Source organism: Nocardiopsis xinjiangensis YIM 90004, from assembly GCF_000341145.1.
Lineage (GTDB): Bacteria > Actinomycetota > Actinomycetes > Streptosporangiales > Streptosporangiaceae > Nocardiopsis > Nocardiopsis xinjiangensis.
In genome coordinates this window covers 86417-112500 of sequence record NZ_ANBE01000026.1, presented here as the reverse complement: position 1 = coordinate 112500, position 26084 = coordinate 86417, and the positions used below count along the sequence as shown (strand labels likewise).

24 protein-coding genes are annotated in these 26084 nt (G+C 69.8%); 7 read left to right on the top strand and 17 right to left on the bottom strand.

Annotated elements, in window-relative coordinates; all coding sequences use genetic code 11:
* Positions 1–88 precede the first annotated feature (88 nt).
* Entirely contained in the window at positions 89–1402 is a 1314-nt protein-coding gene (locus D473_RS0113385) for a lipase family protein (RefSeq protein ID WP_017609575.1), read from the top strand.
* Positions 1403–1705: 303 nt separating this feature from the next.
* On the opposite strand, the gene D473_RS0113380 is transcribed toward D473_RS0113385, so the two are convergent.
* Positions 1706–3094 carry a CitMHS family transporter gene (locus D473_RS0113380; RefSeq protein WP_017609573.1) on the bottom strand — a complete coding sequence of 463 codons (1389 nt, stop codon included), beginning with the start codon at positions 3092–3094 and terminating at the stop codon, positions 1706–1708.
* 234 nt (positions 3095–3328) lie between these two features.
* Between D473_RS0113380 and D473_RS0113375 the strand changes: the two genes are divergently transcribed.
* A complete protein-coding gene (locus D473_RS0113375; protein WP_241474788.1) occupies positions 3329–5122 on the top strand; it encodes an ATP-binding protein in 1794 nt (597 codons plus the stop codon).
* The gene (locus tag D473_RS0113370; protein ID WP_017609571.1) at positions 5119–5805 is read left to right on the top strand and encodes a response regulator; all 687 of its coding nucleotides are present in this window, start codon (positions 5119–5121) and stop codon (positions 5803–5805) included. The genes D473_RS0113375 and D473_RS0113370 overlap by 4 nt, the downstream gene beginning before the upstream one ends.
* 61 nt (positions 5806–5866) lie before the next feature.
* On the opposite strand, the gene D473_RS0113365 is transcribed toward D473_RS0113370, so the two are convergent.
* Positions 5867–6880, bottom strand: coding sequence for an LLM class flavin-dependent oxidoreductase (locus D473_RS0113365; RefSeq protein ID WP_017609570.1), 1014 nt, complete (start codon positions 6878–6880; stop codon positions 5867–5869).
* A 139-nt stretch (positions 6881–7019) separates the two neighbouring features.
* On the opposite strand from D473_RS0113365, the gene D473_RS0113360 reads away from it, so the two are divergent.
* The gene (locus tag D473_RS0113360) at positions 7020–7421 is read left to right on the top strand and encodes an ArsR/SmtB family transcription factor (RefSeq protein ID WP_017609569.1); all 402 of its coding nucleotides are present in this window, start codon (positions 7020–7022) and stop codon (positions 7419–7421) included.
* A gap of 54 nt (positions 7422–7475) precedes the next feature.
* On the top strand, positions 7476–7715 hold the full coding sequence (locus tag D473_RS0113355) for a hypothetical protein (protein WP_033353323.1): 240 nt from the start codon (positions 7476–7478) through the stop codon (positions 7713–7715).
* Positions 7716–8058: 343 nt separating this feature from the next.
* Here the strand turns inward: D473_RS0113355 and D473_RS0113350 are convergent, their stop codons facing one another.
* From D473_RS0113350 to D473_RS24835, 7 genes are all read right to left on the bottom strand, one after another.
* The gene (locus D473_RS0113350; RefSeq protein WP_017609567.1) at positions 8059–8571 is read right to left on the bottom strand and encodes a hypothetical protein; all 513 of its coding nucleotides are present in this window, start codon (positions 8569–8571) and stop codon (positions 8059–8061) included.
* Between the two features lie 60 nt (positions 8572–8631).
* A complete protein-coding gene (locus D473_RS24840; protein ID WP_033353321.1) occupies positions 8632–8898 on the bottom strand; it encodes a hypothetical protein in 267 nt (88 codons plus the stop codon).
* Between the two features lie 397 nt (positions 8899–9295).
* Positions 9296–9607, bottom strand: a complete 312-nt coding sequence (locus D473_RS27205) for a contact-dependent growth inhibition system immunity protein (RefSeq protein WP_152436841.1) — start codon at positions 9605–9607, stop codon at positions 9296–9298.
* The gene (locus D473_RS28435) at positions 9604–11307 is read right to left on the bottom strand and encodes an RNase A-like domain-containing protein (protein WP_152436840.1); all 1704 of its coding nucleotides are present in this window, start codon (positions 11305–11307) and stop codon (positions 9604–9606) included. The genes D473_RS27205 and D473_RS28435 overlap by 4 nt, the downstream gene beginning before the upstream one ends.
* 32 nt (positions 11308–11339) lie before the next feature.
* Entirely contained in the window at positions 11340–12002 is a 663-nt protein-coding gene (locus D473_RS0113335; RefSeq protein ID WP_017609564.1) for a histidine phosphatase family protein, read from the bottom strand.
* 284 nt (positions 12003–12286) lie between these two features.
* Entirely contained in the window at positions 12287–12475 is a 189-nt protein-coding gene (locus D473_RS26660) for a DUF397 domain-containing protein (RefSeq protein WP_026126912.1), read from the bottom strand.
* Entirely contained in the window at positions 12472–13308 is an 837-nt protein-coding gene (locus D473_RS24835; protein ID WP_193373281.1) for a helix-turn-helix domain-containing protein, read from the bottom strand. Before D473_RS24835 ends, D473_RS26660 begins: the two co-directional genes overlap by 4 nt.
* Before the next feature lie 1406 nt (positions 13309–14714).
* Between D473_RS24835 and D473_RS0113320 the strand changes: the two genes are divergently transcribed.
* Positions 14715–17084 carry a protein kinase domain-containing protein gene (locus D473_RS0113320; protein ID WP_017609561.1) on the top strand — a complete coding sequence of 790 codons (2370 nt, stop codon included), beginning with the start codon at positions 14715–14717 and terminating at the stop codon, positions 17082–17084.
* A gap of 257 nt (positions 17085–17341) precedes the next feature.
* On the opposite strand, the gene D473_RS0113315 is transcribed toward D473_RS0113320, so the two are convergent.
* From D473_RS0113315 to D473_RS0113280, 8 genes are all read right to left on the bottom strand, one after another.
* Positions 17342–18280 (bottom strand): type II secretion system F family protein, encoded by a 939-nt coding sequence (locus tag D473_RS0113315; RefSeq protein WP_241474787.1) that lies wholly within the window; start codon positions 18278–18280, stop codon positions 17342–17344.
* A gap of 13 nt (positions 18281–18293) precedes the next feature.
* Positions 18294–19244, bottom strand: a complete 951-nt coding sequence (locus D473_RS0113310) for a type II secretion system F family protein (protein ID WP_017609559.1) — start codon at positions 19242–19244, stop codon at positions 18294–18296.
* Positions 19245–19285: 41 nt separating this feature from the next.
* Positions 19286–20731 (bottom strand): CpaF family protein, encoded by a 1446-nt coding sequence (locus tag D473_RS0113305; protein ID WP_017609558.1) that lies wholly within the window; start codon positions 20729–20731, stop codon positions 19286–19288.
* Between the two features lie 39 nt (positions 20732–20770).
* A complete protein-coding gene (locus D473_RS0113300) occupies positions 20771–21163 on the bottom strand; it encodes a TadE/TadG family type IV pilus assembly protein (RefSeq protein ID WP_017609557.1) in 393 nt (130 codons plus the stop codon).
* Positions 21160–21600 carry a TadE/TadG family type IV pilus assembly protein gene (locus tag D473_RS0113295; protein WP_026126909.1) on the bottom strand — a complete coding sequence of 147 codons (441 nt, stop codon included), beginning with the start codon at positions 21598–21600 and terminating at the stop codon, positions 21160–21162. The genes D473_RS0113300 and D473_RS0113295 overlap by 4 nt, the downstream gene beginning before the upstream one ends.
* Positions 21584–22873, bottom strand: a complete 1290-nt coding sequence (locus tag D473_RS0113290) for an AAA family ATPase (protein ID WP_026126908.1) — start codon at positions 22871–22873, stop codon at positions 21584–21586. Before D473_RS0113290 ends, D473_RS0113295 begins: the two co-directional genes overlap by 17 nt.
* Positions 22870–23637: a Flp pilus assembly protein CpaB gene (cpaB, locus tag D473_RS0113285; RefSeq protein ID WP_017609556.1), complete on the bottom strand. Its 768-nt coding sequence runs from the start codon at positions 23635–23637 to the stop codon at positions 22870–22872. Before cpaB ends, D473_RS0113290 begins: the two co-directional genes overlap by 4 nt.
* A 147-nt stretch (positions 23638–23784) precedes the next feature.
* A complete protein-coding gene (locus D473_RS0113280; protein WP_017609555.1) occupies positions 23785–24954 on the bottom strand; it encodes a hypothetical protein in 1170 nt (389 codons plus the stop codon).
* 636 nt (positions 24955–25590) lie between these two features.
* On the opposite strand from D473_RS0113280, the gene D473_RS0113275 reads away from it, so the two are divergent.
* Positions 25591–26028, top strand: a complete 438-nt coding sequence (locus D473_RS0113275) for a YkvA family protein (protein WP_017609554.1) — start codon at positions 25591–25593, stop codon at positions 26026–26028.
* Positions 26029–26084 lie beyond the last annotated feature (56 nt).

Below are 26084 nucleotides of genomic sequence, written 5' to 3'. Positions count from 1 at the left end.
AGTGGCAGGTCCCCGCCCAGGGACCGGCGAACACGACCAGGAGACCCCCGTGAGAACACACCCCCGCCCAGGACGCTGGGGCACCACCATGGCCGCGACCACCGCTGCCGGTGCCCTCTTCGCCTCCCTCACCCTCACCGCCGGCCCCGCCTTCGCCGAGACCGGCGCCCCCGGGATCGATCCCGCCGACCCCGACACCACCGCACCGCAGGGTGTCGACCTCGGTGATGCCGAGTCCACCTACGACCTGTTGGAGGACCTCGAACAGCCCGACCCCGACAGCTCCGAGGCCCAGAACGACTTCTACGAGCCGCCCGAGCCGCTGCCGGACGGGGAACCGGGCGACGTCATCCGCGCCGAGCCCTACGAACCCAAGACCGACCCGCTGGGCGTCGGCACCTTCCCCGCCGACGCATGGCGCGTGATGTACCTGTCCACCGACGCCATGGGCGACCCCATGGCCGTCACCGGAACCGTCATGGTCCCGACCGACCCCTGGGAGGGCGAGGGCGAACGCCCCCTGGTCTCCTACGCCATCGGAACCCACGGGCTCGGCTCGCACTGCGCCCCCTCGGTCGGGCTCGAGCAGGGGCTCGACTACGAGGCCGCCATGATGAAGGGCGTCGTCGACTCCGGCAAGGCCCTCGTCGTCACCGACTACGAAGGCCTCGGCACCCCCGACGACCACACGTACATGGTCGGGCACTCCCAGGGTGCCGCCGTCCTCGACGCCCTGCGCGCCGCCACCCGCCTCGAGGGGGCCGACCTCGGAACCGGGTCGCCCATGGGCGTCACCGGCTTCTCCCAGGGCGGGGGCGCAGCGGTGTGGGCCGGGCAGATGCAGCCCGAGTATGCACCGGACCTGACCCTGGAAGGCGTCGCCGCCGGCGGTGTGCCCGCCGACCTGACCCGGGTCGCCGAGAACATCGACGGAAGCCTGTACTTCACCTTCCTGGCGTTCGCCGCCTACGGCTACGACGCCGCCTACCCGGAGCTGGAGCTGGAGGAGCACCTGACCTACCGGGGCCAGTGGATGTTCGACAAGGCCTCCGAGGGCTGCATGATCGACACCCTCCCCCTGGGTATCGGCAAGAGCATGGACGACGTGGTCGACACCGACCTCATCGCCACCCCCGAGTGGCAGGCACGGTTGGAGGAGAACAAGCCCGGCGAGACCCCGCCCGAGGCCCCGCTGTACCTGTTCCACTCCACCGGGGACGACGTGATCCCCTTCGACCAGGCAGAAGAGCTGAGCGAGGACTACTGCGAGGCCGGTGCGACGGTGGAGTGGGTGGAGACCTCCTCCGGTCCACACATGCTCAGCTTCTTCGCCGACACCGCGGGAGCCCAGGACTGGCTGGGCGAGCGTTTGGCCGGTGAGCCCGCCGAGAGCACCTGCTGACCTGAGCGAACCGACGCGTCCTCGGGCGCCCGGGCCACCCTCGGGCGCCCGAGGACGCGCTGTGGCAGTGCCGCAGGGTCGGGTCTGCCCGGCCCCCGAGCCAAGCGGGCCCAGCCATGTGAGGGGCCGAGCCCCTCACATGGCTGAGCAGGCCTGTTTCTTGTGGCTCAGGAGACCCGGCACCGTGCACGTGCTTTGGGGCTTGGCCTTTTGCGTGGCTGAGCAGACCCGGCTCCCGGGGAGCAGGGCTCTGTGAACCGTGCGCCCCAGGAGCCGGAGACTCCCGTCCGCACGGCAACGGCCTCAGAGCGCGATGACCCCGATCCCGACCGACGCGGCGAACAGCGCCAGGGTGAAGCCCCACATCCACATGAACGAGTACCGGATGTGCTTGCCCAGGTCCACGCCGGCCAGCCCGACCGCCAGCCACACCGAGGCGTTGAACGGGCTGATGTAGGTCCCGATGATGTTGCCGATGATCATCGAGTAGGCGACCGTCGTCGACTCCACGCCCTGACCGGCCGCGATGTTGTCGACCAGGGGCAGGAGCGCGAAGTAGTAGGCGTCGGTGCTCAGTACCAGTTCCAGCGGCATACCCAGGAAACCGATGAACAGGTGCAGGTGGGTCACGAGCACGTCCGGCAGGAACGAGACCATGTTCCCCGCCAGGGCGTCCAACATCCCCGACTCCTCCAGGATGCCCAGGAACGACCCCGCGGCCAGGATGATGCCGCCGGTGCCCAGGGCGTTGGGGGAGTGCTTGCGCACGCGCTCCATCTGCGCGGACACGCTGGGGCAATTGATCATCAGCGCCAGGCTCAGCGCGACCATGAAGACCAGGCCCGAGGGCAGCACGCCGGAGACCAGAACGGCCACGGTGGCCAGCATCAGCAGGTAGTTGGCCAGCGGGCGGTGCGGGCGCTCGTGGAGCGCCGGAGCGGAGTCCTCCGTCGCACCGTCGGCGGAGCTGCTCGCCGGCTCCCCGGTGGCACCCTCCACGGAGCCCTCCGCGGCCCCGTCAACGGAGCCGTTGCCGCCGGCCCCGACGCCGGCCATCTGGTGGCCGGCCCTGCGCTTGGCGATGCGGCGGCGCTCCCGCACACCGAGGACGGAGGCCATCCCCACCAGCAGGACCAGGCCGATGATCTGGACGGGGATGAGCCCGTGCCACAGCTCGACCGGGTCGAGGCCGATGACCGCCGCGGCCCGGCCCACGGGACCGCCCCACGGCAGCATGTTCATGATCCCGATGCTCGTGGAGGCCAGCAGCATCAGTAGGTACGGGCTCATCTCCAGGCGTTTGTACAGCGGCAACAGCGCCGGCAGACAGATGAGGAAGGTCGTGGCTCCGGACCCGTCCAGGTGGCACATGGCCGCGAGCAGGACCGTGCCCACGCACACACCCACGATGTTGCCCCGGCTGACCCTGAGCATGAAGTTGATCAGCGGGTTGAACAGGTGGGCGTCGTTGAGCACGCCGAAGAACAGGATCGCGAAGACCAGCATCACGGCCACGTCCATGACCGAACCGAGCCCGGACTCGAAGAAACCGGTGATCTCGGCGGGGGTGAACCCTGCGGCGAAGGCTCCCAGGAGGGGGATGAGTGTCAGGCCGACGATCGGGGACACACGTCCCAGGATCAGCAGTGTCGCCACCGAGGCGATGACCGCGAATCCGATGATGCTGAGCATGGCGGCTTCCGATAGCGGGGTCGGGATCAGGGCTCCGCGACGCGAGGGAGGGCACACACAACGCGCAGCGGGCCGACACCACCGGTGCTGCCCCGCTCTTTCATGCGGATTACGTCACATGATGCGCGTTACATGGCCTGGATCACGCTCTTGTGTTCTTTCGGGGGTTATTGGTCGTAATGTTCGCGTCGCGCCGTGTTGGTCCGGTCGTCGGTGCACCGCAAGATGGAGGTCATGCGTGAGAGAGCTCGACGGCGCCGCGTCTCCCTGACCGGCCAACTCTTCGTCGCCAGCCTCGTCCTGCTCACCACGGCCCTGGCCGTCCTCGGTCTTCTCTGGGCCCTCCACCACCGTTCGCAGGCCGAGCACCAGTACGAGCAGCGGGCCTTGGCCATCGCCCGCTCCGTGGCGGCGACACCGGAGATCCGGTCCGCGCTCGCCGACGGCGAGGGCGCGGGTATCGCCCAGGCGGCAGAGGACGTCCGTACCCGGACCGGTGCGCGTTACGTCGTGGTCGCCGACCAGGACGGCATCCGCCACTCCCACCCCGACACGGCACAGATCGGGCGCCCGACCAGCACCGACCCGAGCGCGCCCCTGCAGGGCCGGACCTGGACGGGCGTGCAGGAAGGCCCCGCCGGACTGACGCTGCGGGCCAAGGTTCCCGTCATGCGACCGGGGAGCGAACCGGGCGAAGAACCGGAGAGCGGGGACGTGGCCGGGCTCGTCTCCGTCGGCATCCTGGTGGAGGAGGTCGAGACCGCCCTCACCGACGCCCTGCCCGGCATCGTCGCCGCGACCGCCGGCATGCTCCTGCTCGGGGCCGGCGGCGCCTACCTCATCTCCCGCCGTATCCGAGCCAAGACCCACGGCATGGAACCGGAGGAGATCACCGAGCTCCTGGACGGACGCGAAGCCCTCTTCCACTCCGTCCGGGAAGGGGTCCTGGCAGTCGGCGCCGACGAACACATCACCCTGGCCAATGCCCCCGCCCGTGACCTGCTGGGCCTTCCCGAGGCCTGTGTCGGCGACCGGCCCGGCCAACACGTACCCGACGGCGCCCTGCTCGACCTGCTCACCGGGCGCGACGCCGAGCACGGGGTCTGTATCGCCGTGGGCGCACGCATCCTCGTGTGCGACCGCAGACCGGTGCGGGTCGGCCGGACCGACGGAGGAGTGGTGGTGACCCTGCGCGACCACACCGAGCTCACCCGGCTGTCCGACGAACTCGACGGGGTGCGCACCGCGACCTGGGCGCTGCGTTCCCAGAGCCACGAGTACGCCAACCGCATCCACACGGTCGCCGGGATGCTCGAACTCGGGGAGGCGGGCCAGGCGCGTTCCTACCTCGCCGAACTCACCGCCGCGCACATGCGCACCAGCACCGAGATCGCCGAGCACATCGGGGACACGTCGGTGGCGGCGCTGGTACTGGCCAAGTCGGCCCAGGCCAACGAGCAAGGCACCGTGCTGGAACTGGAGTCCCTGTCCAACCTGGACTCGCCGTTGCAGGGCTCCCTGCGCCGCGACGTGCTGCTCGTGGTCGGCAACCTGGTGGACAACGCGCTGCAGGCCGTGGGCGAGGGCGGCCGGGTGGAACTGCTGTTGCGTGAGTACGAGGCCGAGGAGAGCGAGGACGGGCCGTTGTTGGAGATCCGTGTCATCGACACCGGGCCCGGCCCGGAACCCGATGTGCGCGAGGGCCTCTTCGCGCCGGGGATCACCACCAAGCTCGGGCCGGGCCCCGGACCCCGGGGACTCGGGTTGGCCCTGGTACGGCAGGCCTGCCTGCGCCGGGGCGGATGGGTCGACGTCGAACGGGACGGCGGGGCCGAGCCGGGCGGGGAAACGGTGTTCAGCGCGTGCCTGCCGCTCGTCGGCGGTTCCGCTGCCGCTGCCGGTGACGGTGCAGGCAGTGGAGGCGGCCGGGCCGAGGAGGGCCGTGAGAGCGGTGGCGGCCGTGCGGACGGTGCGGCCCCGGATGGTGCGGTGACGGAAGATTCGGCGCCGACCGGAGGTAGGCCGTGATCAAGGTCCTGATCGTCGAGGACGACGCACGCGTGGCGCACAACCACAGTTCCCTGGTGGAAGCCGCCCCCGGGTTCACCGTGACGGGCATCGCGCACACCGCCGCCGCGGCCCTGAGCTCGATCGAGAGGCAAAGGCCCCACCTGATCCTGCTCGACCTCTTCCTCCCCGACCGCTCCGGGATGGAGCTGCTGCGGACCCTGCGCGGCTCCGAACGGACGAAGGACGAGGGGCTGGTGGACGCCCTGGTCATCACCGCCCTGCGCGACGTCGAACACGTGCGGGAGGCGCTGCACAACGGCGCCGTCCACTACCTGATCAAACCCTTCAGCCTGTCGGCCCTGCGCGACCAGCTCGAACGGTACGCGGCCGCGCGCAGCCGGTTGCAGCACACGGGGGAGGCGACGCAGAGCGACGTGGACAGTGTCGTCGGGCTGTTGCGGCCCGCGACCAACCGGTCCCACTCCAAGGCCCTGGCCTCGCCCACGGGACGGCTCGTGGCCGAGACCCTCCGACAGGCCGGGACCGACATGTCGGCGACGGAGACCGCCGAACGCACCGGGGTGGCGCGGGTGACCGCACGGCGCTACCTGGAGCAGTTGTGCACCGACGGCAGAGCCGCGCTCAACATGCGCCACGGGACGACCGGAAGACCCGAGCACCGGTACCGGTGGGTGCAGTAGTAGGGCCGGCCCCGGACGCCTCGTGGAGCGGCCCTCCTGATGAGGGCCGCGCCGCCGGGCCTCAGGCGCCGGGACCCTCCAGCTCGAAGATCTCCGCGAGCCCCTGGTAGGAGTTCAACCGTGCCTGCGGGTCGTAGATCATCGTCGAGATCATGAGCTCGTCCACGCCCGTGCGCGCGACGAAGTCCTCGATCTGCGGCTTCACGGTCTCCTTCGAGCCCACGAACGAGTACCGCAGCATCGCGTCGAGCTGCTCCTTCTCGCCCGGACGCCACTTCGTGTCCAGGCTCGAGGGCTCCACCGGGGGAGCCAGCAGACCCCGCGAGCCGCGGAGCGTGCCCAGGAACGCCGTCTGCATCGTGGTGAACAGTTTGCGGGCCTCGGCGTCGGTGTCGGCGACGAACACGTTCACACCGGCCATGGAGTAGGGCTTCTCGAGCTGCTCCGAGGGCTGGAACGTGGCGTTGTAGACCCGCAGCGCCTCTTGCAGCGCCTGCGGGGCGAAGTGCGAGGCGAACGCGTACGGCAATCCGAGCTGGGCGGCCAACTGCGCACCGAACAGGCTGGACCCCAGGATCCACAGCGGAACCCGCAGGCCCTCGCCGGGCACCGCGCTCACCGATCGGCCCTGGGCGGCGGGCTCGAAGTAGGCCTGCAGCTCCTGCACGTCGGAGGGGAAGGTGGAGGAGGCGGTGTGGTCGCGGCGCAGCGCCCGCATCGTGCGCGGGTCGGTGCCCGGCGCGCGGCCCAGACCCAGGTCCACACGCCCGGGATAGAGCGACTCCAGGGTGCCGAACTGCTCGGCGATCACCAGCGGTGCGTGGTTGGGCAGCATGATCCCGCCCGACCCGATGCGGATCGTCGAAGTGCCCTCGGCGACGAAACCGAGCGCGACCGAGGTGGCGGCGGTGGAGATCGCTCTCATGTTGTGGTGCTCGGAGAACCAGAAGCGCTTGTATCCCCAGCGTTCCAGGTTCTGCGCCAGGTCCCTGGCCGAGCGCAGGGACTCCCCGGGCGTGGAGCCCTCGGAGACGGAGGCGTGTTCGAGCACGGACAGTGCGACATCGGTCGGCATGTGGTGGACCCTCCCGGACGGTCATGTTCGATGTTCGACGAACATCGAATTACGACGGTACACTCGGGTTTCTGCGCACACAAACGCCACGTCGGGCGCCCGCCGAAGCACGGCCGGCGCCGCCGGGAGGAGGATCGGGTTGGCCCCCAGGACACACCGTCATCCCGACGTCGACGACGTGGAACTGGTCACGGTCCTCTTCGCCCTGGCCGAGCCGACCCGGCTGCGTATCGTGCGTATGCTCGCCGGCCCCGAGGGCAGTGCCGACGAGGGATCCGGCGGGGTCTCCGAGGGAGCTTTCGAGGGAGCCTCCGAGAACGAACGCGCGTGGAAGGACCTCGACCTGCCCATCGCGCAATCCACCCTCAGCCACCATCTGCGGATCCTGCGCGAGGCCGGTCTGCTACGCAGCCGGACCGAGGGCACACGCTGCTTCGTCTCGCTGCGCACCGAAGAGATCGACACGCGCTTTCCCGGACTGCTGCCGGCCGTGCTGAACTGCGCCGAAACTGACCACCAACACCGTCCCGATCAGGCATGACGACCCTGCACTCGCCGGCTCCAGGAGGCGGCGCGGAAGGAGTCGGAGGGCTTGATGTCTGTGAACACCTACGAGTGGCAGAGCGACTTCGCCCGTGAGTACGTCGGCCTCGGCCGGGAAGAGGGCCGACGGGCCGAGGCGGTCGACCAGATCCTGGTGTTCTTGAATGAGCGGGATCTGGTGCCCAGCGAGGAGCAGGAACGGCGCATCCGCTCCTGCGAGGACCTGGAGACCCTGCGCACGTGGATGCGTCGCGTGATCAAGGTCCGCACGGTCGACGAACTCTTCGCTTAACCGATCCACCTGACTCACTGACGTGCACCGGCGCGGGCCGGTACGAGACCGCAACCGTTACGTTTCCGGCCCGTGCGGAGAACGCCCACGCCCCGGAGCCTCGCCAGGATCCGCGCGAGCGTGCGCAGCGTCCCGGTCGGCCCCGGTGCCTGCGATCTCGGCGAGTTCCGTGCTGCGCGCGCCTCCGGCGTCTCGGTCCCACGCGTCGGTCTCATGGCGACTCCTCGTCCTCGGGGGAAGAAGGCCGCTCATGCCTACCAGCGCCCGCCCCCGCGCACCCGGGTTCTGACCGCTACCGGACACCCGCTGCCCCGCGCCCCGCCGGGTGCGCTCGGCTTCGCCGCTAGCTCAGGGCCTGCGAACGCAGCGTCTCGAGCCTACGGAGCTCCTGCTGGAACCCGCCGTCGGTCTCAAGCTCTTCCAACCGCCGGAAGAAGTGCTCACCCGCGCCGATCATGTGCGCGTAGAAGTTGCGTTCCTCGACACCTGCGGCGGCCCTCCACGTGGGCCTGCGGGCGGTCCCGAGCCGAAGCGGCTGGACGGCGACACGGAGGGTGTCCTTCCGGACCCGCTCGAACACCAACTCGATCGGCTGGTCGGGGAACCAGACGGAGGCCGAACCCCTGGTCGCGAGCTCCTCCAACCCCTTGATGATCATTGGCCACAGGAAGTCGATCTCATCCCACATGGCCTGCGTCATGAGCGGTTTCCCGCCGATGGTCAGCTCCAGCGCGCCTTCGATGAAGCTCTGGCCCCGGAGGGAACTCGACCAGTCTTCGATGGGGATGAACGTGGTGTTCCTCTTGTGCTTCTGCATCAGGAAGGAACGGACCTCAACGGGGGTCAGGTGGATCATGGGCGCTCCACGGGGTGGGGCTGAGGTGAGACTGGAAGATCCTGGTGCAGAAGTAGCTCCTCAGAACCGTTCAGGTGGCATCACAGGACTCTGAATGCCGCCCGACCAGGGGAGCTCGTGCTCGAAGTCGCATGCTGCGACAGCCGAGTATCCGTGTGCCCAGAGGAGCCTGAGGACAGTGGCCGTGAGCTCGGTGAACCCTTGCGGGTCGTCGTGGTCCCCGTAGAGCTCCACGTGCACCGGCCACTGCATGAAAACGACCTGTTCTTCTTCGGCCCACTTCTCGTCGCTCCGCCGCACCTCGACCATGTGGTTCCCGACCTTCATGTAGTGCTTATGGGGTACATGCGAGAGGCGGCGTGTCAGGAGGTTTTCCACGGCTTCGGGGCGGCCTTGCCCGTGTACACGCAGCAGTCGATGGTGTCGTCGAGATAAGCGATCATAAACGCTCCTCCTGCGTCAGGTCAGCGGGGATTCCGGGGGTTCGCTTTGCCAGTTGCATCAGTGCCGCGCATGAATGCCACACAGCTCTTCGCTCTGGTTCAGGACGTCGGTCCACGTTGCTCCGTCGTCTTCGGCAGGTTCGTATCCGGTGAGCCACCGGCCGAAGAAGAGGTCGTCCAGCCACTGGTGCCTTGGGGGCGGTAATGTTCGAGTTGGTTCACTGCATCTCCCGCCTCCGTTTCAGGGAAAGAACTTGATCTCCTGAAAGGTGCAGAGTGGGTTATTTCTGTGAGTAGGATTCAGAAATGCTCCTGATCTGGCGCAGGACATCATGCCAGGTTTCTCCCTCGTCCTCGTCTGGCTCATAGCCAGCTAGCCATCGATTGAAGAAAATGTAATCCAAGTCTTCATTGCTGTAGTTCTCGGATAGTAGAGAGTTTATTTCCTGAATTAGATCTGCAGACATTCCCTGAAGTGCTTTTAGGTTCTCGAATAGATCGGGTAGGTTTTCTCCGTCGATGGTCCAGTCCTGGTGAAGGTATGTAATGAACAATTTTTTGATGGTCGGGTACTTTTCCTCGATGTTGCTCATGCGAGACTCGGCTCCGGGGAAGAAGTGTGAACTCTGAAGGGTTGTGGGTTCATGGCTTCGTCATATCGGAGGGTTGCTCTGATTTTATTGGGATCGAGCGTTTCCCAGTCGGTGGGGTTGTTTCCGCTGTCTTGTCGTCTCAATGCGTGTCCCACTGAGTCCATGCTCACGTCAACCTGACTGAGGGTGAAAGATTGGTTTCGTAAACTGCTCATGTCATTTTTTAACCATTCGTTAATGCTGGTTCTGTGCAATGCTGGAGCGGTTGCTGTTGCACGCTCTGCTGTTTCCAGGTCATGGTACCTGCCTGCAAATCTACCGCTTGGAGGTATGTCCGAGGGTCGATCTCTGTCAAGGGTTCGGTTTCGCAGGTAGTCGTCGTCGACATCGACATGGCGTGCGATGGTATGTCCTCTGCCGTCGTAACCATCGCTCTCGCCCGCCCGTAGGTTTCCTCTGGGTAGGTGATCGGAAGGCGTGATGCTGTACGGGTCGATATTGTTGGAGTCATCGCTCCCGTCCTCACGTCCCTCGTCGTCGGAACCACCTCGTCCGGACTCGTCTCCGCCCGAGGTGGGCGGCGGGCCTCCGCCGCCGTCGCGGCCTCCTCCGCCGCCGGTTTCCGCTTCTGGGGTCGGTGAGGGTTCTTCGTCCTGGCGTTCCCGCTGCCGGCTGCCCTGATGCTCTTGCTGCGACTGGTCCTGCTCGTCCTGGCGTCCGGGCGGGCGCTCCGGAGTTTTTTCCTCGCCCCTGGGGCGAGTGGTGTCCTCTAGACCGCCGCTGCCGTCGCGGCCCTGCGGGCTGGAACCGGTGCCGTCGCCGGTGGTGTTGCTTCCTCCACCGGTGACGGGCGGGGGCGTGGTGCCCTCGCGTCCTTGCCGGTCGCCATCGCGAGGCCGGGGCTGCTGCCCGTCGTTGTCGCCCCGCGGGGCTTGATCGTCTCCACGCGGGTCGGAGCGCCCACCGCTCTCGCCGCCCTGGCCGCTGGTCCCGCCCGGTGGCGGGGTGGGCGGGGGAGCGGGCTCTTGGTCGGCGGGGTCCTGGCCCGGCCGCGTTCCGGGCTCGGAGGGTCCGGAGGGCGGTTGCTCGTCGGGGCGGTCCGGTGTGAGGGGAGGCAGGGCGGGTGTCTGCTCGAGCGCGTCGTCGAGGCGCTCCGTGATCGGGGTGCGCGCGTCCTCGATGACGTCGCCGATCTCCCGGCCGCCCCCGCCGGCCCCGGGGCCCGGACCCGGTCCGTCGTAGGGCCCGGACCCGGTCGGGTTCTCCGAGCCCGTTCCGGTCTCGGTTCCCGAGCCGCCCCTGGTTCCTCCGCCGCCGAGGTCGAGGATCTCCGCGCCCAGCCTGAAGGGCCCGCCCAGAAGCGTGACCGTGTTGATCGCCGTGTAGGTCTCGTGGTACTCGGGGTCGCTCTCCCGCTGGGACCAGGCCGAATGCCCTTCCCAGATCTGGCCCGCGGAGTCGGTGGCGTTGTCCCACCACCATCCCCAGCTGAGGTTGGCGTAGGGGTCCTCGCTCCGGGGGTCGATGAGCCAGCCGTCCTCGTTACGGATGCCGGCCAGCGTCCCCGCGTCCTGGGCGGTCTCCCTCCAGGTCGCTTCGAGGTTGTCCTTGTAGTGCTGCTCGCTGGAGGCCCAGCCGGTGTCTGCGCGCCAGTACCCGGTGTGGAGACGGTCTCGGTGGACCGCGCCCGGGCCGGGCACCGGCGCGCGCCGGTGCCCGGTTCCGTGAGCCTTCAGGCCTCCACGGCCTCGCCGGTGGGATCGTCCGCCTGAAGCGTGGTCAGGTGGGCACCGCCGAACGGTCGGCTGGTCCAGTCCACCAGGCGCCATCCCGAGTCCGGGTCGCCCTCGATCTCGACCAGCCCGGTGTTGGCCAACGGGGTGTGCTCGATGGTCTCCAGATCGGCGCCCGAGACCCGCGCGCTGGCCCACGAACGGATCGCCGCGCCGTGCGAGACCACCGCGACGTTCTCCCGACCGCGGGAGGCGATCTGCTCCAGGGACTCGTCGAAGCGGCCCAGGAACGCGTGTCCGTCCGGGCCGCCCGGGATCCGAAGGTCCAGGTCACCGCGCGCCCACGCGAAGACGGTGCTCACGTAGGTGTGGTGGTCCTCCCGGTCGCTGGACATCTCCAGATCCCCGGCCTCGACCTCGCGGAGCCCGTCCAGGACCAGAGGGTCCAGGCCGAAACCGTGGGCGAGGGGATCGGCGGTGAGCCGGGTGCGCTCCAGGGTCGAGACCACGAGGGCGTCGAGCGCGCGGCCGCCGAAAGCCCCCGGCAGGGCCTGCGCCTGCCGCTCACCCAAGGGCGTCAACCCGGGGCCGGGCGCACCGGTGTCGAGCAGGCCGGCCACGTTCGAAGGTGTCTGTCCGTGTCTGAGGAGGTAAACGCGCATGCCCCCAGGGTCTCGCACCCTGGTGCCGAGTGGGTGAACGAGGTCCGGCGCGCGGGTGTGCGAAGGTACTCAGCGCAGGTGGGACGGCAGGATCAGGGGATGGTCACGACCTCTGCCAGGGGCCCTGACACGACAGTGCCGGAGGCCGTCGTGCGGCCTCCGGCGGGGCCGAGGGAGATACTGCGGTCATCGGGGGTGGGTCCTGCGGTGCGTAGAGGGGGATCCACGGGGGCCGCGGGCCGGGTCTGGTCACTCTTGTTGTTCTGTCCTGGGGGTGAGGGCGGCTATTCGGGGGAGCGGAGGCCGGACAGGAAGGCCTCCCATTCGGGGGCGGGGAAGAAGAGGTGGCCCTCGCACGGGTGCTGGGAGTCCCGGACCCTCACCCCGGGGCCGGGGTCCCTCACCCGTTTGGCCTCCACGCAGTTCTGTCCGGCTCCGCTCAGACTCGACTTGCGGAATTCGGGAGCTATCACGATTTGTCCCCCAGGTCCTCGATGGCTCTCTCCAGAAAATCGATGGATTGGTTCGCGGTCAGGCTGGCGCTGTGGGCCTCACGCCACATCGAGTCCATCCGGCGCATGTCGTCGCGCTCCTCGACGAAGACCAACGAGGTCGGCGTCTCGGAGAAGCCGATGCTCGGGTCGGCCGGCTCGGGGAACTCCATGATCTGGAAGCTCCCGAGGGTGGCCCCGTGCATGCCCGCGTCGAAGGGCAGCACATGGATGTTCACCCGGGGACGCTTGGCCAGGTCCACCAGGTGGAGCAGTTGTTTGTGCATGATCTGTGGGCTGCTGGCGGTGCGGCGCAGCGCCGACTCGTCCAGAACGGCCGCGTACTCCGGCGGGTACTCGCGCTCCAGGATCGCCTGGCGCTCGCGCCGCCCGTCCATGTGGCGGGCGATCTTGTCCTCGGCGAAGGCGCTCGTGCCGGTGAAGACCGCCCGCGTGTACTCGGAGGTCTGCAGCAGCCCCGGGATCACCTGGGACTCGTAGACACGGATGAAGGACGACTCGACCTCGAAGGAAGGCAGGTCACCACGCCCGTAGAGGTCCTTGTACTTGGCCCACCAGCCGCGTTCGGCCGCGTCCTTGGACAGCTGCTGCACGTTCGACCACGTCTCGTCGTCGAAGTCGTACAGCCATGCCAGGGCGTCGAGCTGGTCGCTGCGGATGCGCTTCAGTTCTGCGGTCTCGAGCTTGCCGAGCGTCGCCCTCGGCACACCTGTCTCCTTCGAGACCATTTCCAATGTTTTCCCGGATTCCTCACGAAGGTCGCGAAAGATGCGCGCCAGACGGCGGCGACGGATCGTGGGGCTGAACGAGGGTTTCATGGTAATAACCTAGCAACGTTCAATCAGAGATTCTCGTTGAATGTAATTTTTGGTGGGCATCATGTCGCTTCTGCGAAGTTCGATGCGATGTGCGATGCGTTCGCGAGGTGACGTCCGCTGTCCGACCGAACCATCGCGTTCGGCCGGCCGGTCGCTGCTCGGGTGTGTCGTTTCTCTGTCGGAATGCACGTGATGTTCCGGGCGGGCAGAAATACCTCGCCCCGGTCTCCTCCCTGGAACGGGGGGCTTTGCTCGTTCTCCCCGAACGTCGTCCCGGGGGTCGCGCCCTCCCCTGGCGCGACCCACTCCGGACGGCGGTCACCGGGGCCGACGGCCCCCGAAGTGACGTCGGCCCCGGCGCGGTGTACGGGCGGGGAACTGCCTGCGGCACGTGTGGCCCCGCCCCCTCCCGCGGGCCGGAACACCACGGAGAACCGCGGTGCGCACCGGCCCGGTGGGGCATGGCCCCGATGCTCCCCCAAGCACCGGGGCCTCCCCTCGTACGGCCGCTCCACCAGCACGGATCGACTGTGAGAGCCGGTCCGTCCCGTGCCCGAGGAACATTCGAGGGGTCGCGGAAGCGAACACGGTGACTCTCCCTCAAGAGCCGGGAAACGACAGGCGTCCGTTCTCGTCAGCCCGGCCTCGCCGTGTTCTGCGAACCCTCACTCCATCCTCGGGCCGAAGGAGCGGCCAGGTCATGGCCTCCCCTCGGCGGCTCGTGCCGCCGTGACCATTGTGGAAGGCAACCTCTTTCCCGTTCCAGCGCAGTGCAACACGCCGTTAGTCCCCCGACAACGACGGGAAAAAGGTTCCTTCCTCCGGGAGGCCCGCTCCCGCTCAAGAGGGGGTGTCGGCTTCCCGGTGTTCATATTTCTACCACACAAGAATTCTGTCTTCGAACCCGTCTGGAAAACCGGCCGAAGGCGCTTCGTGTGTTCGGACGCAATAACGGCATTCCGCGGTGGGTCGAGCTGGTTGCTGCACCCGAAGGTCCGGAACTCAGTCAATGCTAGCCGCGCGGGCCGGTCCCTGGGGTGTGTTTTCCCGAAGTCACCCCGAGGTCGTCACGAGTCGTCCGATTTCGGGAGTGATGTCCGCTCGTTCGTGTGGGAGCACGTCCAGGCCGAGGCCTTCGGGGCCACTTTTCGGGCGGCGCTGCTCGGGCGGGGCTGCGGCCGAGCCGTCCGACGCCCCCGCCCCCGGGGCGGCGGTCGCCACGTGCGGGCACGAGGCAAGGATCCACCGGTCGTAGGCGCGTGAACAGGCGACGAGTGTGAAGTGAGCAATTCGTGTCCGTCCAAGACGTTTGTGGGGGGCCAGGATCGGTACATTCGCACACGAACTCCGGCACCACCGACGCGCGGAAGAAGCCACTCCCCATGGCCCCTCCTGCCATCCCCGCCCTCCGCATCGGTCCGCTCGAACCCGCCGACCCTGCCAAGGTCGGCGGCCACCGCCTGGTCGGCCGCCTCCGCACCGGCACGATGGGCACCGTGTACGCGGTGCTCGCACCCGGCGGCGCTCGCCGCACCCTCGAACTCGCCCACCTCGGATGGGCACCCTCCGCCCAGGACCCACCCACACCGGAGACGGGCGCGCACCTGCTCACCGCCCGCAACGGCGGCACCCACGGCGGACGCCCCTGGGCCGCGCTGGACCACGTGCCCGGCACCGACCTGGCCACCTGGGTGAGCACACGCGGACCCCTGCCCGAAGGAGCGCTCCTGTGCCTGGCCGCCGCGATCGCCGACGCCCTGGCCGGCGTCCATGCCGCAGGCACCGTGCACGGCGACGTCGAACCGGGCACCGTGGTCCTGGCCCCCGACGGGCCGTGGCTCAGGGACTTCGGGATCGCGCGCCGTATCGACGACTCGGCCCCCGCTCCGGTGGCGGGCGCACCCGGATGGCTGGCCCCGGAACGTTACGCCGGAGCCCCGCCCGAACCGGCCTCCGACGTGTTCGCGTGGGCATGTGTGATGACCCTGGCCGCGTCGGGGGAACCGCCGTTCGGCAATGGCGGCGACCTCGCCGACTCGGAAGAACGCGCCCGGCTCAACCGGGTGGAACTGTCCGCCGCACCGCCGGGCCTGCGTCCGCTGCTGCGCCGGGCGCTGTCCGCGGACCCGGGGGAGCGGCCGACCGCGCGGGCCGCCGCAGAGGCGTGCCTGCGGGTGCTCGCGCGGCTTCCGGGCGGTTCGGGGGCAGAACACGGCGAGGACCCGCGCCCGGCCGATCCGGACCGGGTTCTCCGCAACGGTGGGGGAGAGGGCGAGCGCGGTTCTCGCGGCGGGGCGGAGGAGCCCGGGGGCGATCAGAGGCCTCCGCACCGGGGCACGGACGGGGGAAGCGGTTCCGGACTTCGGCCGCGAACTGCGGAAACGTCGTCGGAGGAGCCCGGCCCCGAATTGGGTGGCCCTGACGGAAACGGTGGAGTGCCCTCACCCGAGGAAGAAGAGAATCTTCCCTGGTTGAAGGTGAAACGACCGTTTTCCGATCCCTGTGGGCAAGGATCCGAAGAGTCTCCGAATACGCCCGGGGGCGAGCGCTCGAGGAAAAAGCGTTTCGGGGGCGCCTTCGGCGGACTCCTGCAGGCGCGCACCTCACAGAGGCCCCACGAGGGGCCAGAGCCGCTCGGTCCGGGAGCGGGTGGCGCGGGGCGGAGAGTGGAGGGCGCAGCCGACCCGGGCAGTGAAGGCTCGGAACCTGCCGGGGGACCCCACAGGCCCACCTCACCCTTACGCCACCACCTCGACCGGGTATGGCCCGACACCACTGCCGCCGACGACGACCCCGCCTGGGAGCACGACCCGCCGCTGCGGTCCGTTCCGGCCTCCCGCGCGCCGGGAGACCCGGTGCGCGCCGGCCGGACCGCGGCGCTGGTGGCCGGCCTCCTCGCGCTGATCGCCGTGGTCGCGGGAGGGGGAGCCCTCCTCCTGGACACCCTCGGTCCAGAACAGCCCGAACACCGCCACCCCCACGCAGTCGGCGATGAACTGCTCGTGCGCGCCCGCGACACCGTGCTCACCGCCGACACCTTCGAACTCACCATCCTCACCCACGGCGGCAACGGCACCGGCCCTCACCAGAGCGCCCGCACCCGCGGGCCGACCCTCTACGACCGGGTCCGTTACCAGAACGGCCCCGAGGAGGCGTTGCGTTGGAACAGCACCGTCGGGGACGGTGGCCCCATCAGCGACCGCATGTGGTGGGAGGGACGCCTCCTCGACGCCGGGGACACCTCCAGTGACGGCGATCCCGCCTCCTGGGCCGAATCGGCCGAACCCGACCGGACCGACGCGCACACCCGCGAGGCGATCGCGGCCCCGCTGCGCTCAGCGATCGACGACGGTCGGATCATCGGGTACCGGCGGGCCGACTACGTGCCGGCCGAGACCGCCGAGGACGCCTACCCCCACCTCGCCGAGGGGCGCCCCACCGGCGAGCGCGACGCGGTGTGGATCGAGGGCGAGTTCCCCGCCTCCGACAACCCCGCCGCCGATCCGGCCGTGTTCACCCTGGTGAGCACCGAGGAAGGGGTGCCGCTCGAGTTCTCGTGGGAGGAGGAGACCCACTTCCACATGCGTCCCACGTCGACGCGGCTGTCCCCCGAGGACCTGGGCACGGGCGACGGGGAGTACCCGCGGTGGTGGTACACCGAGTACACCTTCATCTCCTTCGGCGCCGAGGTCGACCTGCAGGTGCCCGAACCCGGCGAGGTCCGGGAGGGCGAGCTTTCCGGCGGAGGGTGAGCGGGCCGGGGGCTGCCCGTGCGGGGGGTCTGTACGCGGACTGAAGCAACTTCACTCAGCCCCAGCACCGCGCACGTGCCCTGAGGCTGAGCCCTTCACGTGGCTGAGCGCACCAGAACCCGGTGCGCACGTCGGAGTTTCACCGTCCGTTCGCGGAATTGTCTCCGGTGGCTGCCACCATCACAGGTGTCCGAACACGCGGACGGACACCACCGGGGTGCCGGGTTGGGACGGAACCCGCTCACCCCGGTGCCACCTCACCCCCCGAGGACGACCCCGAGATCGACCTCGGTACCGATGAACATCGACCCGACCACCAGGATCAACAACCCCGGAAGCAACGTCACCGCCGTCACCATCGTCACGCGGGGGTTGAGCCGCTGCGCCTTGCGGCGCATGTACTGCGCGTCCGCGCGGCGCATGTCCTGGCTGATGTCGACCAGGGTCTGGCTCAGCGGCGCACCCAGTTCCTCGGCCTGTTGGATCGCGGTGACGAACTTGCTCAGCGACTCGTTGCGGTTGCGCCGACGCAGCATCTCGAAGGCCTCCCGGCGCGAGGTCCCGAGCTCCATCTGCTGTATGGCCAGCTGGAACTCCTCCGAGAGCACCCCGGGCATGGAGTCCGCGACCCGCCCCACCGCGGCACGGAACGACATCCCCGCGCTCACCGTCACCGCGAGCACGTCCAGGAAGTCGGGCAGCTGCGACTGCACCTTGTCGGCGCGCTCCTGGGCCTGCACGTACAGGTTGAGGTCGGTCATGAAGATGAACGCGAGCACCACCACAGCCAGGAACACCTGGCCGACCAGCAGCATCAGCAGCCCCACGCCTCCGTAGAGCACGACCTCACCGGTGCGGCGCTGCACGTAGCGCTCCACCGTGATCCCGTCGGGACGTCCGGCGGCCTCGATCCGTTCGGCGACCGCAGCCCGGCGCCGCTCCCCGAAGGACCTGAGGACCGACGGCGCCAGCGGGCTCCCCAGAGCCTCGGTCAGACGGTGCAGGACGAACACCCCGTCGGACTTGCGTTTCGGCCGGGGGGCGGAACCGATCGTGGGCCCCTGCAAGCTCACCTGCGTTCGGGAGAGCAGCAGGTTCACCGCGTACGCGGCCAGCAGCACGACCCCCGCGGCGGCCGCAGCCAGCCCGAGAGGCACCGCTGTGGCCGAGAGCTGTCCCATCGACACCGCAACCATGATCCACCTGCCCCTACATCTCGAACCGGGTGATCCGGTTGACCAGCACGAACCCGATCGTGAACAGCGCGGCCACCACGAGCAGCACCGCGATCCCGGCCGCGGAGGTGGTCATCACACGCATGATGCCGGGTTCGATCGAGTTGATGAGGAAGACCGCCCCCACCGACATGGCCCCCAGCGCCCACACCGTGCTGGTGGTCTCGCTCAGGGTCGTGCGCACCTCGCGCCGGGTCTCCTTGCGGTGCTCCAGGGTCGAGGAGATGTTGCGCAGAGCCGTGACCAGCGAACCGCCCGAACGGGAGGAGACCACGAGCGTGGCCAGCAGCACCCCGAGCTCGCGGGAGGGCATCCGTTCGCGCAGTTCGGCGACGGCCTCCTCGAAGCTCGCGCCGAGCTTCATCGACTCGGTCATGCGCGCCAGTTCCTCCCCGGCCGGGCCGTCGAGCTCCTCGGCGGCCATGGCCACGGCCGTGGGCAGTGCCAACCCGGCCGAGGTGGCGTTGCCCAGCACCCGCGCCAGGTCGGGCAGCTGGGCGGTGAACTCCTCCCGCCGCTTGGCCTCGGCCCGGTTCAGGTAGGAGAAGAACAGGAACGCGACCCCGGCCGCGGCCAGCAGCCCGAAGAAGGGAGCCAACACCTGCCACACCACCACGACCGCCAGCAGCGCCCCGGCCGACAGCGCCACCACGAACGTGGACAGTCGGACGTCGGCGCCCGACCGTGCGATGCGCCGGTGCAGGCGGGCGCCCCACTGGGTGCGGAACAGCGCCAACTCCAACCGGGCCATGGGGGTGGCGGCCTCGTGCTCGGCCCGTTCGAGGGCGCTGCGTTCGGCGATCATCCGCCGCTGTTGGGTACCGGAGACGAACTCCCACAGCGCCCACAGCGCCACGGTCAGCACCAGCACCAGGGCGCCGAGGATCGCCGAGGCGCGCCAGTCGGCCAGGATCTCCCAGTTCACCGGGGGTTCCGTCCTTCCTTCGGGGGTTGGGGGAGGAGGCGTCAGTTCACGGGCGGGCGTCCGGGGCCCTGCCGTGGCGGGGGATTCTGAGCAGGCCCGCCACCGGGGCCGCCACCCGGGTACCCGCCGCCGGGACCACCGCCACCGGGGCCGCTCCCTCCTGCGTGACCGCCCCGGCCACCGTTCTCGGCGACCACACCGAAGGTCGCGGGCACCGTCTCGCCGACGTGGTGGATGCGCCCGGCGATGTGGCGGGGCATCGGGTGGTGCCGGAAGGAACCCTCCACGGTCCGGTTGGGTCCGATCGGCTCGGCCTCGAACTCCAGCACCGAGTCCAACCGGAACTCCTCCCGCCGCTTGGAGGAGACCACCGCGATCTCCTCCACCCGCCGCGACCCGTCCGGCCACCGGCCCAGGTGCACGATCGCGTCGACGGCGTTGTTGATCTGGTCGCGCAGCGCGTCGTAGGGGATCAGCCCCTCACCCATCGTCGCCAGCGTCTGCAACCGGTGGATGGCGTCGTCGGCGGAGTTGGCGTGCACCGTCACCAACGACCCGTCGTGGCCGGTGTTCATCGCCTGCAGCATGTCGATGGTCTCGGGGCCGCGCACCTCACCGACGATGATGCGGTCCGGGCGCATCCGCAGTGCGTTGCGCACGAGGTCGCGGATGGCGATCGCCCCCTGCCCCTCGATGTTGGGCGGACGCGACTCCAGGCGCACCACGTGCTCCTGCATCAGCTGCAGCTCCGCGGAGTCCTCGATGGTCACGATGCGTTCTGTCGGCGGTACGAACGCCGACAACGCGTTCAGGAAGGTCGTCTTACCGCTGCCGGTCCCGCCGGAGACCACGATGTTGAACCGGGACCGCACCATCGCCGCCAACAGGATCCCCGTGGGGGAGTCCAGGCTGCCCATCCGCACCAGGTCCTCGATCGGGTACGGCTTCGGGAACCGCCGGATCGTCAGCACCGGCCCCGACAGCGACAGGGGCGGGATGATCACGTTGACCCGCTCGCCGCTGGGCAGACGCGCGTCCACCATGGGTGAGGACTCGTCCACGCGCCGGTTCACCATCGAAACGATGCGGTCGATGGTCTGGTACAGCTGGTCCTCGCCGTTGAAGCTCGCGTCCACGCGCTGCATGCGCCCGTCGCGTTCGACGAAGACGTTGTCGGGGCCGTTGACCATGATCTCGGTGACGGTCTCGTCGGCGAGCAGGGGTTCGAGCACCCCCAGCCCGAGGGCCTCGTCCACGACCCGGCGGATCAGCACCGACCGTTCGCGTTCGGCCAGCACCGGGCCCTCACGGGTGAGGATGTGCCCGACGACCTTCTCCAGGCGTACCCGGCGCTGGGCGAGGGTGAGGCGGGTGAGGTCCTCCAGGTTGATCTCGGCCAGGAGCCGGCGCCGCCAGTGCGTGACACTGCCGCGGTCGGGGCGCCCCTCCGAGACGCGGTCCTCCTCCAGACGGTCCTTGAGACCCATCGTCCTCATCCCCCTCGTTCGGTGTCGTCGGTGCTCGCCCTACACATTCGGCATGTCCACCCGGCGGGTCAGCGAGAGGTCGAAGCCGGCCGAGGAGAACACGATCGGCAGCGGATGCGAGACCTCCACGTAGAACCCCTCGGTCTCGTTGGTGCCGCTGGTGACGGTGGCCTCCTCCAACCACACGGGCAGGGCCCCGCGCGCGGTGGACTCGGCGCCCTCCAACTGCTGGGTTCCGGCCACACGGGCCCCGGCACGGGCGGCCGACTCCAGGCGTTCGACGGCCACGAACGCGAAGAAGGCCTCCAGGGCGACCACGACCACCACGAGCAGGATCGGGAAGACGACCGCGAACTCCAGCATCGGCCCGCCCCGGTCGGCGCCGCTGCCCCGGGCGCGCCATCGTGCCGGGCGATCGGAGGAGGTACTCACACGCCGTTCCCCCCTCCGGAACCGCCGAGGGGATCGACCTCGGGCACGACCGCGGATTCCCCGGTCACGTCCCAGGGCCCGGCCGCGCCCGGCAGGAAGATCGGCATGGACAGGGACACCTGGGCGAACCGGTCGCCGTCGCGTTCGACGATGTCCACGTCCATCATGTCCTCGCCGTCCCACGGGGGCCGGACGCGTTTGCGGGCCTCCTCCTCGACGAGCGCGGTGTCGTCGGGGGTGACGGCGGCCTGGCGGGCGGCCTCGGAGGAAGCGTGGGAGGCATACATCGAGGTGATCCCGATGAGGACCACCTGCCACACCAGCGCCAGGGCGAGCATCAGGAACGGGATGACGGCGGCGAACTCGACGATGACGCCGCCGTGGTCCGAACGCGGGGCCTTGCACCGGCCCGCCCCGTGCTCAACCACCGAACCCACCGGTCCCGTGCGGCCCCGGCGCCCGCCCGTTGCCGTGGTGCTCGGCCCCGACCGAGGCGTTCAGGAACCCCGACACGTCCCGCGTGGAGGGCAGGGGTCCGGACGGTGCCCGGGCGCCCCCGGGCGGGGTGGGCACCGAACCCTTGCCCGCGCCCGGTGGTGTTTCCTCGGGGGCGGCCGTCAGTTCCAGTTCCGAGGCCACCCGGGCGAACGCCTTGCGCAGGCCCTCGTCGGTGACCTTGGTGGGATCGCCGTTGTTCTCCCCCGGTTCCAACCCCCGGTAGGAGGCCGGGATCGGGGTGCGCAACACCTGGGTGCCGAGCAGCCGGCGCAGGAAGTCGGGCTGGATCTCGTTCTTGCGGCTGTGCCGGGTCACCAGCGTGAACACGTCGTCCTGCGCGCGGATCTGCAACCGTTCCCACAGCGCCGTCAACCGTTGCGCTCCCCGTGTGGAGGGCACGTCGGGGGTGACGGTGACGACGGAACGGTCGGCCATCTCCACCGCCATGGCCGTGGCCTCGTTCATCGTGGACCCGCAGTCGACCAGCACCAGTTCGTAGCGCGACCGCAGCGCCGTCAGTACCCGGCGGGCGGCCCGCGCGGTCACGTCCTCACCGCGTTCGCCGTGTTCGGGACCGAGCAGCACGTGCGGGCCCCGCGGATCGACGTAGAGGGTCTCCGAGAGCATGCCCGGGGTGATGTCGTCACCGGCTTCGACCAGGTCGCTGATGGATCGGCGGTGGCGCAGGTTGAGGAAGGCGGGAAGGTCACCGGTCTGCAGGTCCAGGTCGACCAGGCACACCACCCGGTCCTTGGCGGCCGCGGCCATGGCCAGCTGCACCGCACACGTGGTGGTGCCGACCCCGCCCTTGGCGCCGCTGAGGGTCACCACACGCCCGCGTACGCCCGTGGCCGGCAGATCCAGGGAGGCCGACTCCAAGTGGCGGCGCCGGGGGCGCNNCCGCCCCCCCCGCCCCCCCGCCTCCATCGCGGCGGTGAAGGTGTCGGAGTCCATCGTCGTGGACACCAGCAGGACCGCGAGCTGGGGATGGCGGTGCGAGAGGTCCCGTACGGCGTCGAAGACCGGGGCGGGGCCCAGGTCCTGGTGGATGAGGACCACGTCGAGCTCGGGGAACTCCCCGGCCGCCTCGATCAGCGCCGCGGTACTGCCCCGCGAGGCCACCAGGTCGGCGGTGGTGAGCTCGTCGAAGCGCGCGGACAGCACCATCTCCGTCTCGGAGGTCGGCATGCCCGCCAGCACACGGAAGTTCACGACATCCCCTCCTCGGCCGGGGCGCGGTGTTGGTCGCCACCGCCGCCACCGGAGAACTGCTCGGAGAAGTCGTCGCTGCAGAACTCGTTGCCGCCGGGGTCGCCGCCCCCGTCGGTGCTGACCAGGGCCAGGCGGAGTTTGGTGGCGAAGTCCTCGGAGTAGGCCAGCTCCAGCGCGGAGTCCGGTTCCAGACGGAAGGTCACCGGGACCACGCCGGTGCTGCCGCCGTTGGGGTCGTCCTGGGGACGCAGCTCCCCGATGTCGAGCACCTCGACCTCGGTCAGGACCCGCACCGCACACGCATCGCCGTGGCCGCCGGCCTGGAACGTGCCGTAGATGTCCACGACCGAGCCGCGCTGGACCTTGCCCGCCACCCCGGTCTCGGCGTTGACCATGATCGCGATCTCGCGCTCACCGGTGGTCAGGGTGGGCTGGGGCTGGACCATGCCGCGCTGCAGGAGCGCGCCCTCCTCCAGGTGCGTGGCGGCCACGAGTTCCTGGTCGGTGGGGGTCTCGACGTCGGACAGGTCGCTGAGGAAGAGTTCCTCGTCGAAGTACATGCGCGGCACGCTCTCCTGCTCCACGTGCTCGGCGCTGACGGCCTGGCCGGCCTCGACCTCGGAGGACACGCGCAGCACGGTCGCGAACTCGCCGAGCTGGTCCTGCTGGCCGCGCAGGTACACGAAGACGGAGGCGAACACGGCCACGGCGCCGATGGCGGCCACCACCATGAGCAGGACGCCGCGTCGCTGACGGGGGTTCATAGGGCTGTGCTTTCCGTTCAGGGAATCGTGTCGGGTGCTCTCGGGGGACGTGGGTCGGTCAGGGATCGGCCGGCGGGGCAGGTCCGCCGCGGGACGGGGCATCCGCTCATGGGAGGGGTTCCCGAGACGGATGTGGCCCCGTGGGTCTTATCGGGGATGGGTGCTGTGTGCCTCCGGTGTGTGCCCGGGCAGCGTGTGGGTGGTGAGGTCGGGCAGGGGTTCGGGGCCGGGCGGTCGGCGGTGGTGGGACGGGTCGGTCGGCGGTGCCCCGTTGCGGGCGGAACCGTTACGGGGCGGCTCGAGGCCTTGTCGGTGTCCGCGGGCGGGTGCTGCTTCGGTCCGTGGGCCGGGACGGGGATGCGCGGGCAGCGGGGGAGCGGACCCCGGCGGTGGTCCCGTCTCGCGTGGGGGAGAGGCGGATCCGCCCTGCGGGGGCCAGGGCCCGTTCGGGCGCGGCGGCAGGGGCCGGGTCGCGTTGCCTGCGCAGAAGGGGCAGGGTCTGGAGCGCGTCGGTTCGCCGCACCAGGTGCACAGGGCGGTGCGCAGTGAACTGGCGGCGTAGGCCAGGGCCTGGGGGTGGGCACTCAGCGCCACGAACTCCACGTACTTGGACGTGCCCCAGTAGACGGGGCCCAGCGGCTGCGCGGGCAGGCGCCGGGTGGCCACCGGGGCGATGGCCCGGGGCAGGCTGTCGTCGAAGAGCCCGGTGATGGTCGGGTCGGGGGTCGAGCACAGCAGCTGCACCGGGCGCACCGGACGGAAGGGCAGCGTGCGCGCGACCTCGGAGGGGCGCATGCGTTCCAGGCTGCGCTCGGGCGTGCAGTAGGCCAGGTAGGAGACCGACGGGGCGAGCGAACCCATCTGTTGGCGCAGCGACACCGGGAAACTCGCCAGGTTGGAGACACTGCGCAGCCACGCGCCCGCCAACAGGTGTTTGGGCAGTTCGTCGCTGAGCGCGGCCACCATGCCCGGCGGTACGTAGGGCGTCAGGTAGGCGAGCTGGTCGGCCACGAGCGAGAGCGCCAGGGGCGACAGGTCCACGGCGATGCCGGCGATGTGGTCGTCCCGGGTGGCTCCCCGGGCGAAGTTGACGGCGCGGACGGCCGTCTCGCACTGCCAGGACGGGTAGAGGGCGAGGACCTTCTGCCCCGCTTCGGACCGTGCGCGGGCGAAGTCGACGAATGCGGCGCAGCGTTCGCCGATGCCGTCTCCGTGCATCGCGAACCGCTGCGCCCGGACCTCGCCCACGTGGCCCGTGCTGGGGACGTCCGCCAACAGGGCGACGGCCGTCGCCGACCGCGGAAGGGCTCTGGACACTGGGCAAGCTCCATCGGTTCTGCGCACTCGGGTGGGTCTTACGCGTCGATCGGTCCCGTGGGTGTTCGGGGTCGGGGCTCTGCGGGGGTCGCTGTTACTCGCGGGCGCCACTCGGACGCATCGTAACCAATGTGCGCTCGGGCGCGGGAGGCCCTGCCGGGGCCTCCGGGTGCGCGGGGACGGATCGGTGTGCACAGCGGTGCACGGAGGGTCGCCTCCGGTGGTGGTGGGCGTTCTGGGGCCGGGGGGAGCCCCGACCAGGCGACACGGGGCCGGGAACGGGTGCTCGGTGTGGGGTGGTCGGGTTCGGGGCGGTCCGCGACTGGCCGGATGTGGCCAACTTCGGGGGAGGCGTGGACAGGGGTCGGGATCGATTGTTATGGGCTGTTTTGTTCACGTAGGGAAGGTCGTCGTGCACCTTCTCCACGATCCATGCCGAACGCCCCGAAAGCCAGAGCCGATCCCCTTCTTGTGGACGGCGCGGCCTCCTCGCGGCCCCGTCCGGGGCCTGCGGGGCCGCTGTGTCCCGGATCGCATCCGGGCGCCCGTGCGGTTTTTTCGCCCGCACCCGGGAACATCCGGAAGAGGATTCGCGTCATATCGTGAGTAGCCACGTTCCCCCCGAGGAGATCAACGATGCGCAAGTACAACCGCGCCGCCGCGGGTGCGGCGGCCTGGCAGGTCATCCAGAACACCGGGGGACGGGTGTCCGTGTGGCAGCGGGTGCTCGCCGTCCCCCGCATGATCGGTGCCAAGCTGCGCGGCCGCTATCCCGAGCTGGGCCACGGCAAGCTGCTCGCCATGTTCGTCATGGCCGGTTACATCGTCTCGCCCATCGACTTCGTTCCCGAGCTCTTCTTCTCGGTGTTCGGCCTGGTCGACGACATCGGTGTCGCCGTCTGGCTCACCACGATGCTGCTCGGCGAGAGCGAGCGCTACGTCGAGTGGGAGCGCGACGTGACCGCGCGGCAGGCCACCTACACCGAGCAGGGCGAGCCTTACCACGGCCAGGCCCGCTCCGGCGGCGCCCACCAGGGTGTGTACACCGATTCCGGTGCGGCCGAACGGCGCTGACACCGGTTCGGCCCGCCCCAGGGTCGGGTCTGCTCGGCCACGGATCCCGATGGGCC

Coding starts and splice junctions, on each gene's coding strand:
- D473_RS0113385 (WP_017609575.1), top strand. CDS start 89: ATGGCCGCGACCACCGCTGCCGGTGCCCTCTTCGCCTCCCTCACCCTC.
- D473_RS0113380 (WP_017609573.1), bottom strand. CDS start 3,094: ATGCTCAGCATCATCGGATTCGCGGTCATCGCCTCGGTGGCGACACTG.
- D473_RS0113375 (WP_241474788.1), top strand. CDS start 3,329: ATGCGTGAGAGAGCTCGACGGCGCCGCGTCTCCCTGACCGGCCAACTC.
- D473_RS0113365 (WP_017609570.1), bottom strand. CDS start 6,880: ATGCCGACCGATGTCGCACTGTCCGTGCTCGAACACGCCTCCGTCTCC.
- D473_RS0113355 (WP_033353323.1), top strand. CDS start 7,476: ATGTCTGTGAACACCTACGAGTGGCAGAGCGACTTCGCCCGTGAGTAC.
- D473_RS0113350 (WP_017609567.1), bottom strand. CDS start 8,571: ATGATCCACCTGACCCCCGTTGAGGTCCGTTCCTTCCTGATGCAGAAG.
- D473_RS24840 (WP_033353321.1), bottom strand. CDS start 8,898: ATGAAGGTCGGGAACCACATGGTCGAGGTGCGGCGGAGCGACGAGAAG.
- D473_RS27205 (WP_152436841.1), bottom strand. CDS start 9,607: ATGAGCAACATCGAGGAAAAGTACCCGACCATCAAAAAATTGTTCATT.
- D473_RS0113335 (WP_017609564.1), bottom strand. CDS start 12,002: ATGCGCGTTTACCTCCTCAGACACGGACAGACACCTTCGAACGTGGCC.
- D473_RS0113320 (WP_017609561.1), top strand. CDS start 14,715: ATGGCCCCTCCTGCCATCCCCGCCCTCCGCATCGGTCCGCTCGAACCC.
- D473_RS0113315 (WP_241474787.1), bottom strand. CDS start 18,280: ATGGTTGCGGTGTCGATGGGACAGCTCTCGGCCACAGCGGTGCCTCTC.
- D473_RS0113305 (WP_017609558.1), bottom strand. CDS start 20,731: ATGGGTCTCAAGGACCGTCTGGAGGAGGACCGCGTCTCGGAGGGGCGC.
- cpaB (WP_017609556.1), bottom strand. CDS start 23,637: ATGAACCCCCGTCAGCGACGCGGCGTCCTGCTCATGGTGGTGGCCGCC.
- D473_RS0113275 (WP_017609554.1), top strand. CDS start 25,591: ATGCGCAAGTACAACCGCGCCGCCGCGGGTGCGGCGGCCTGGCAGGTC.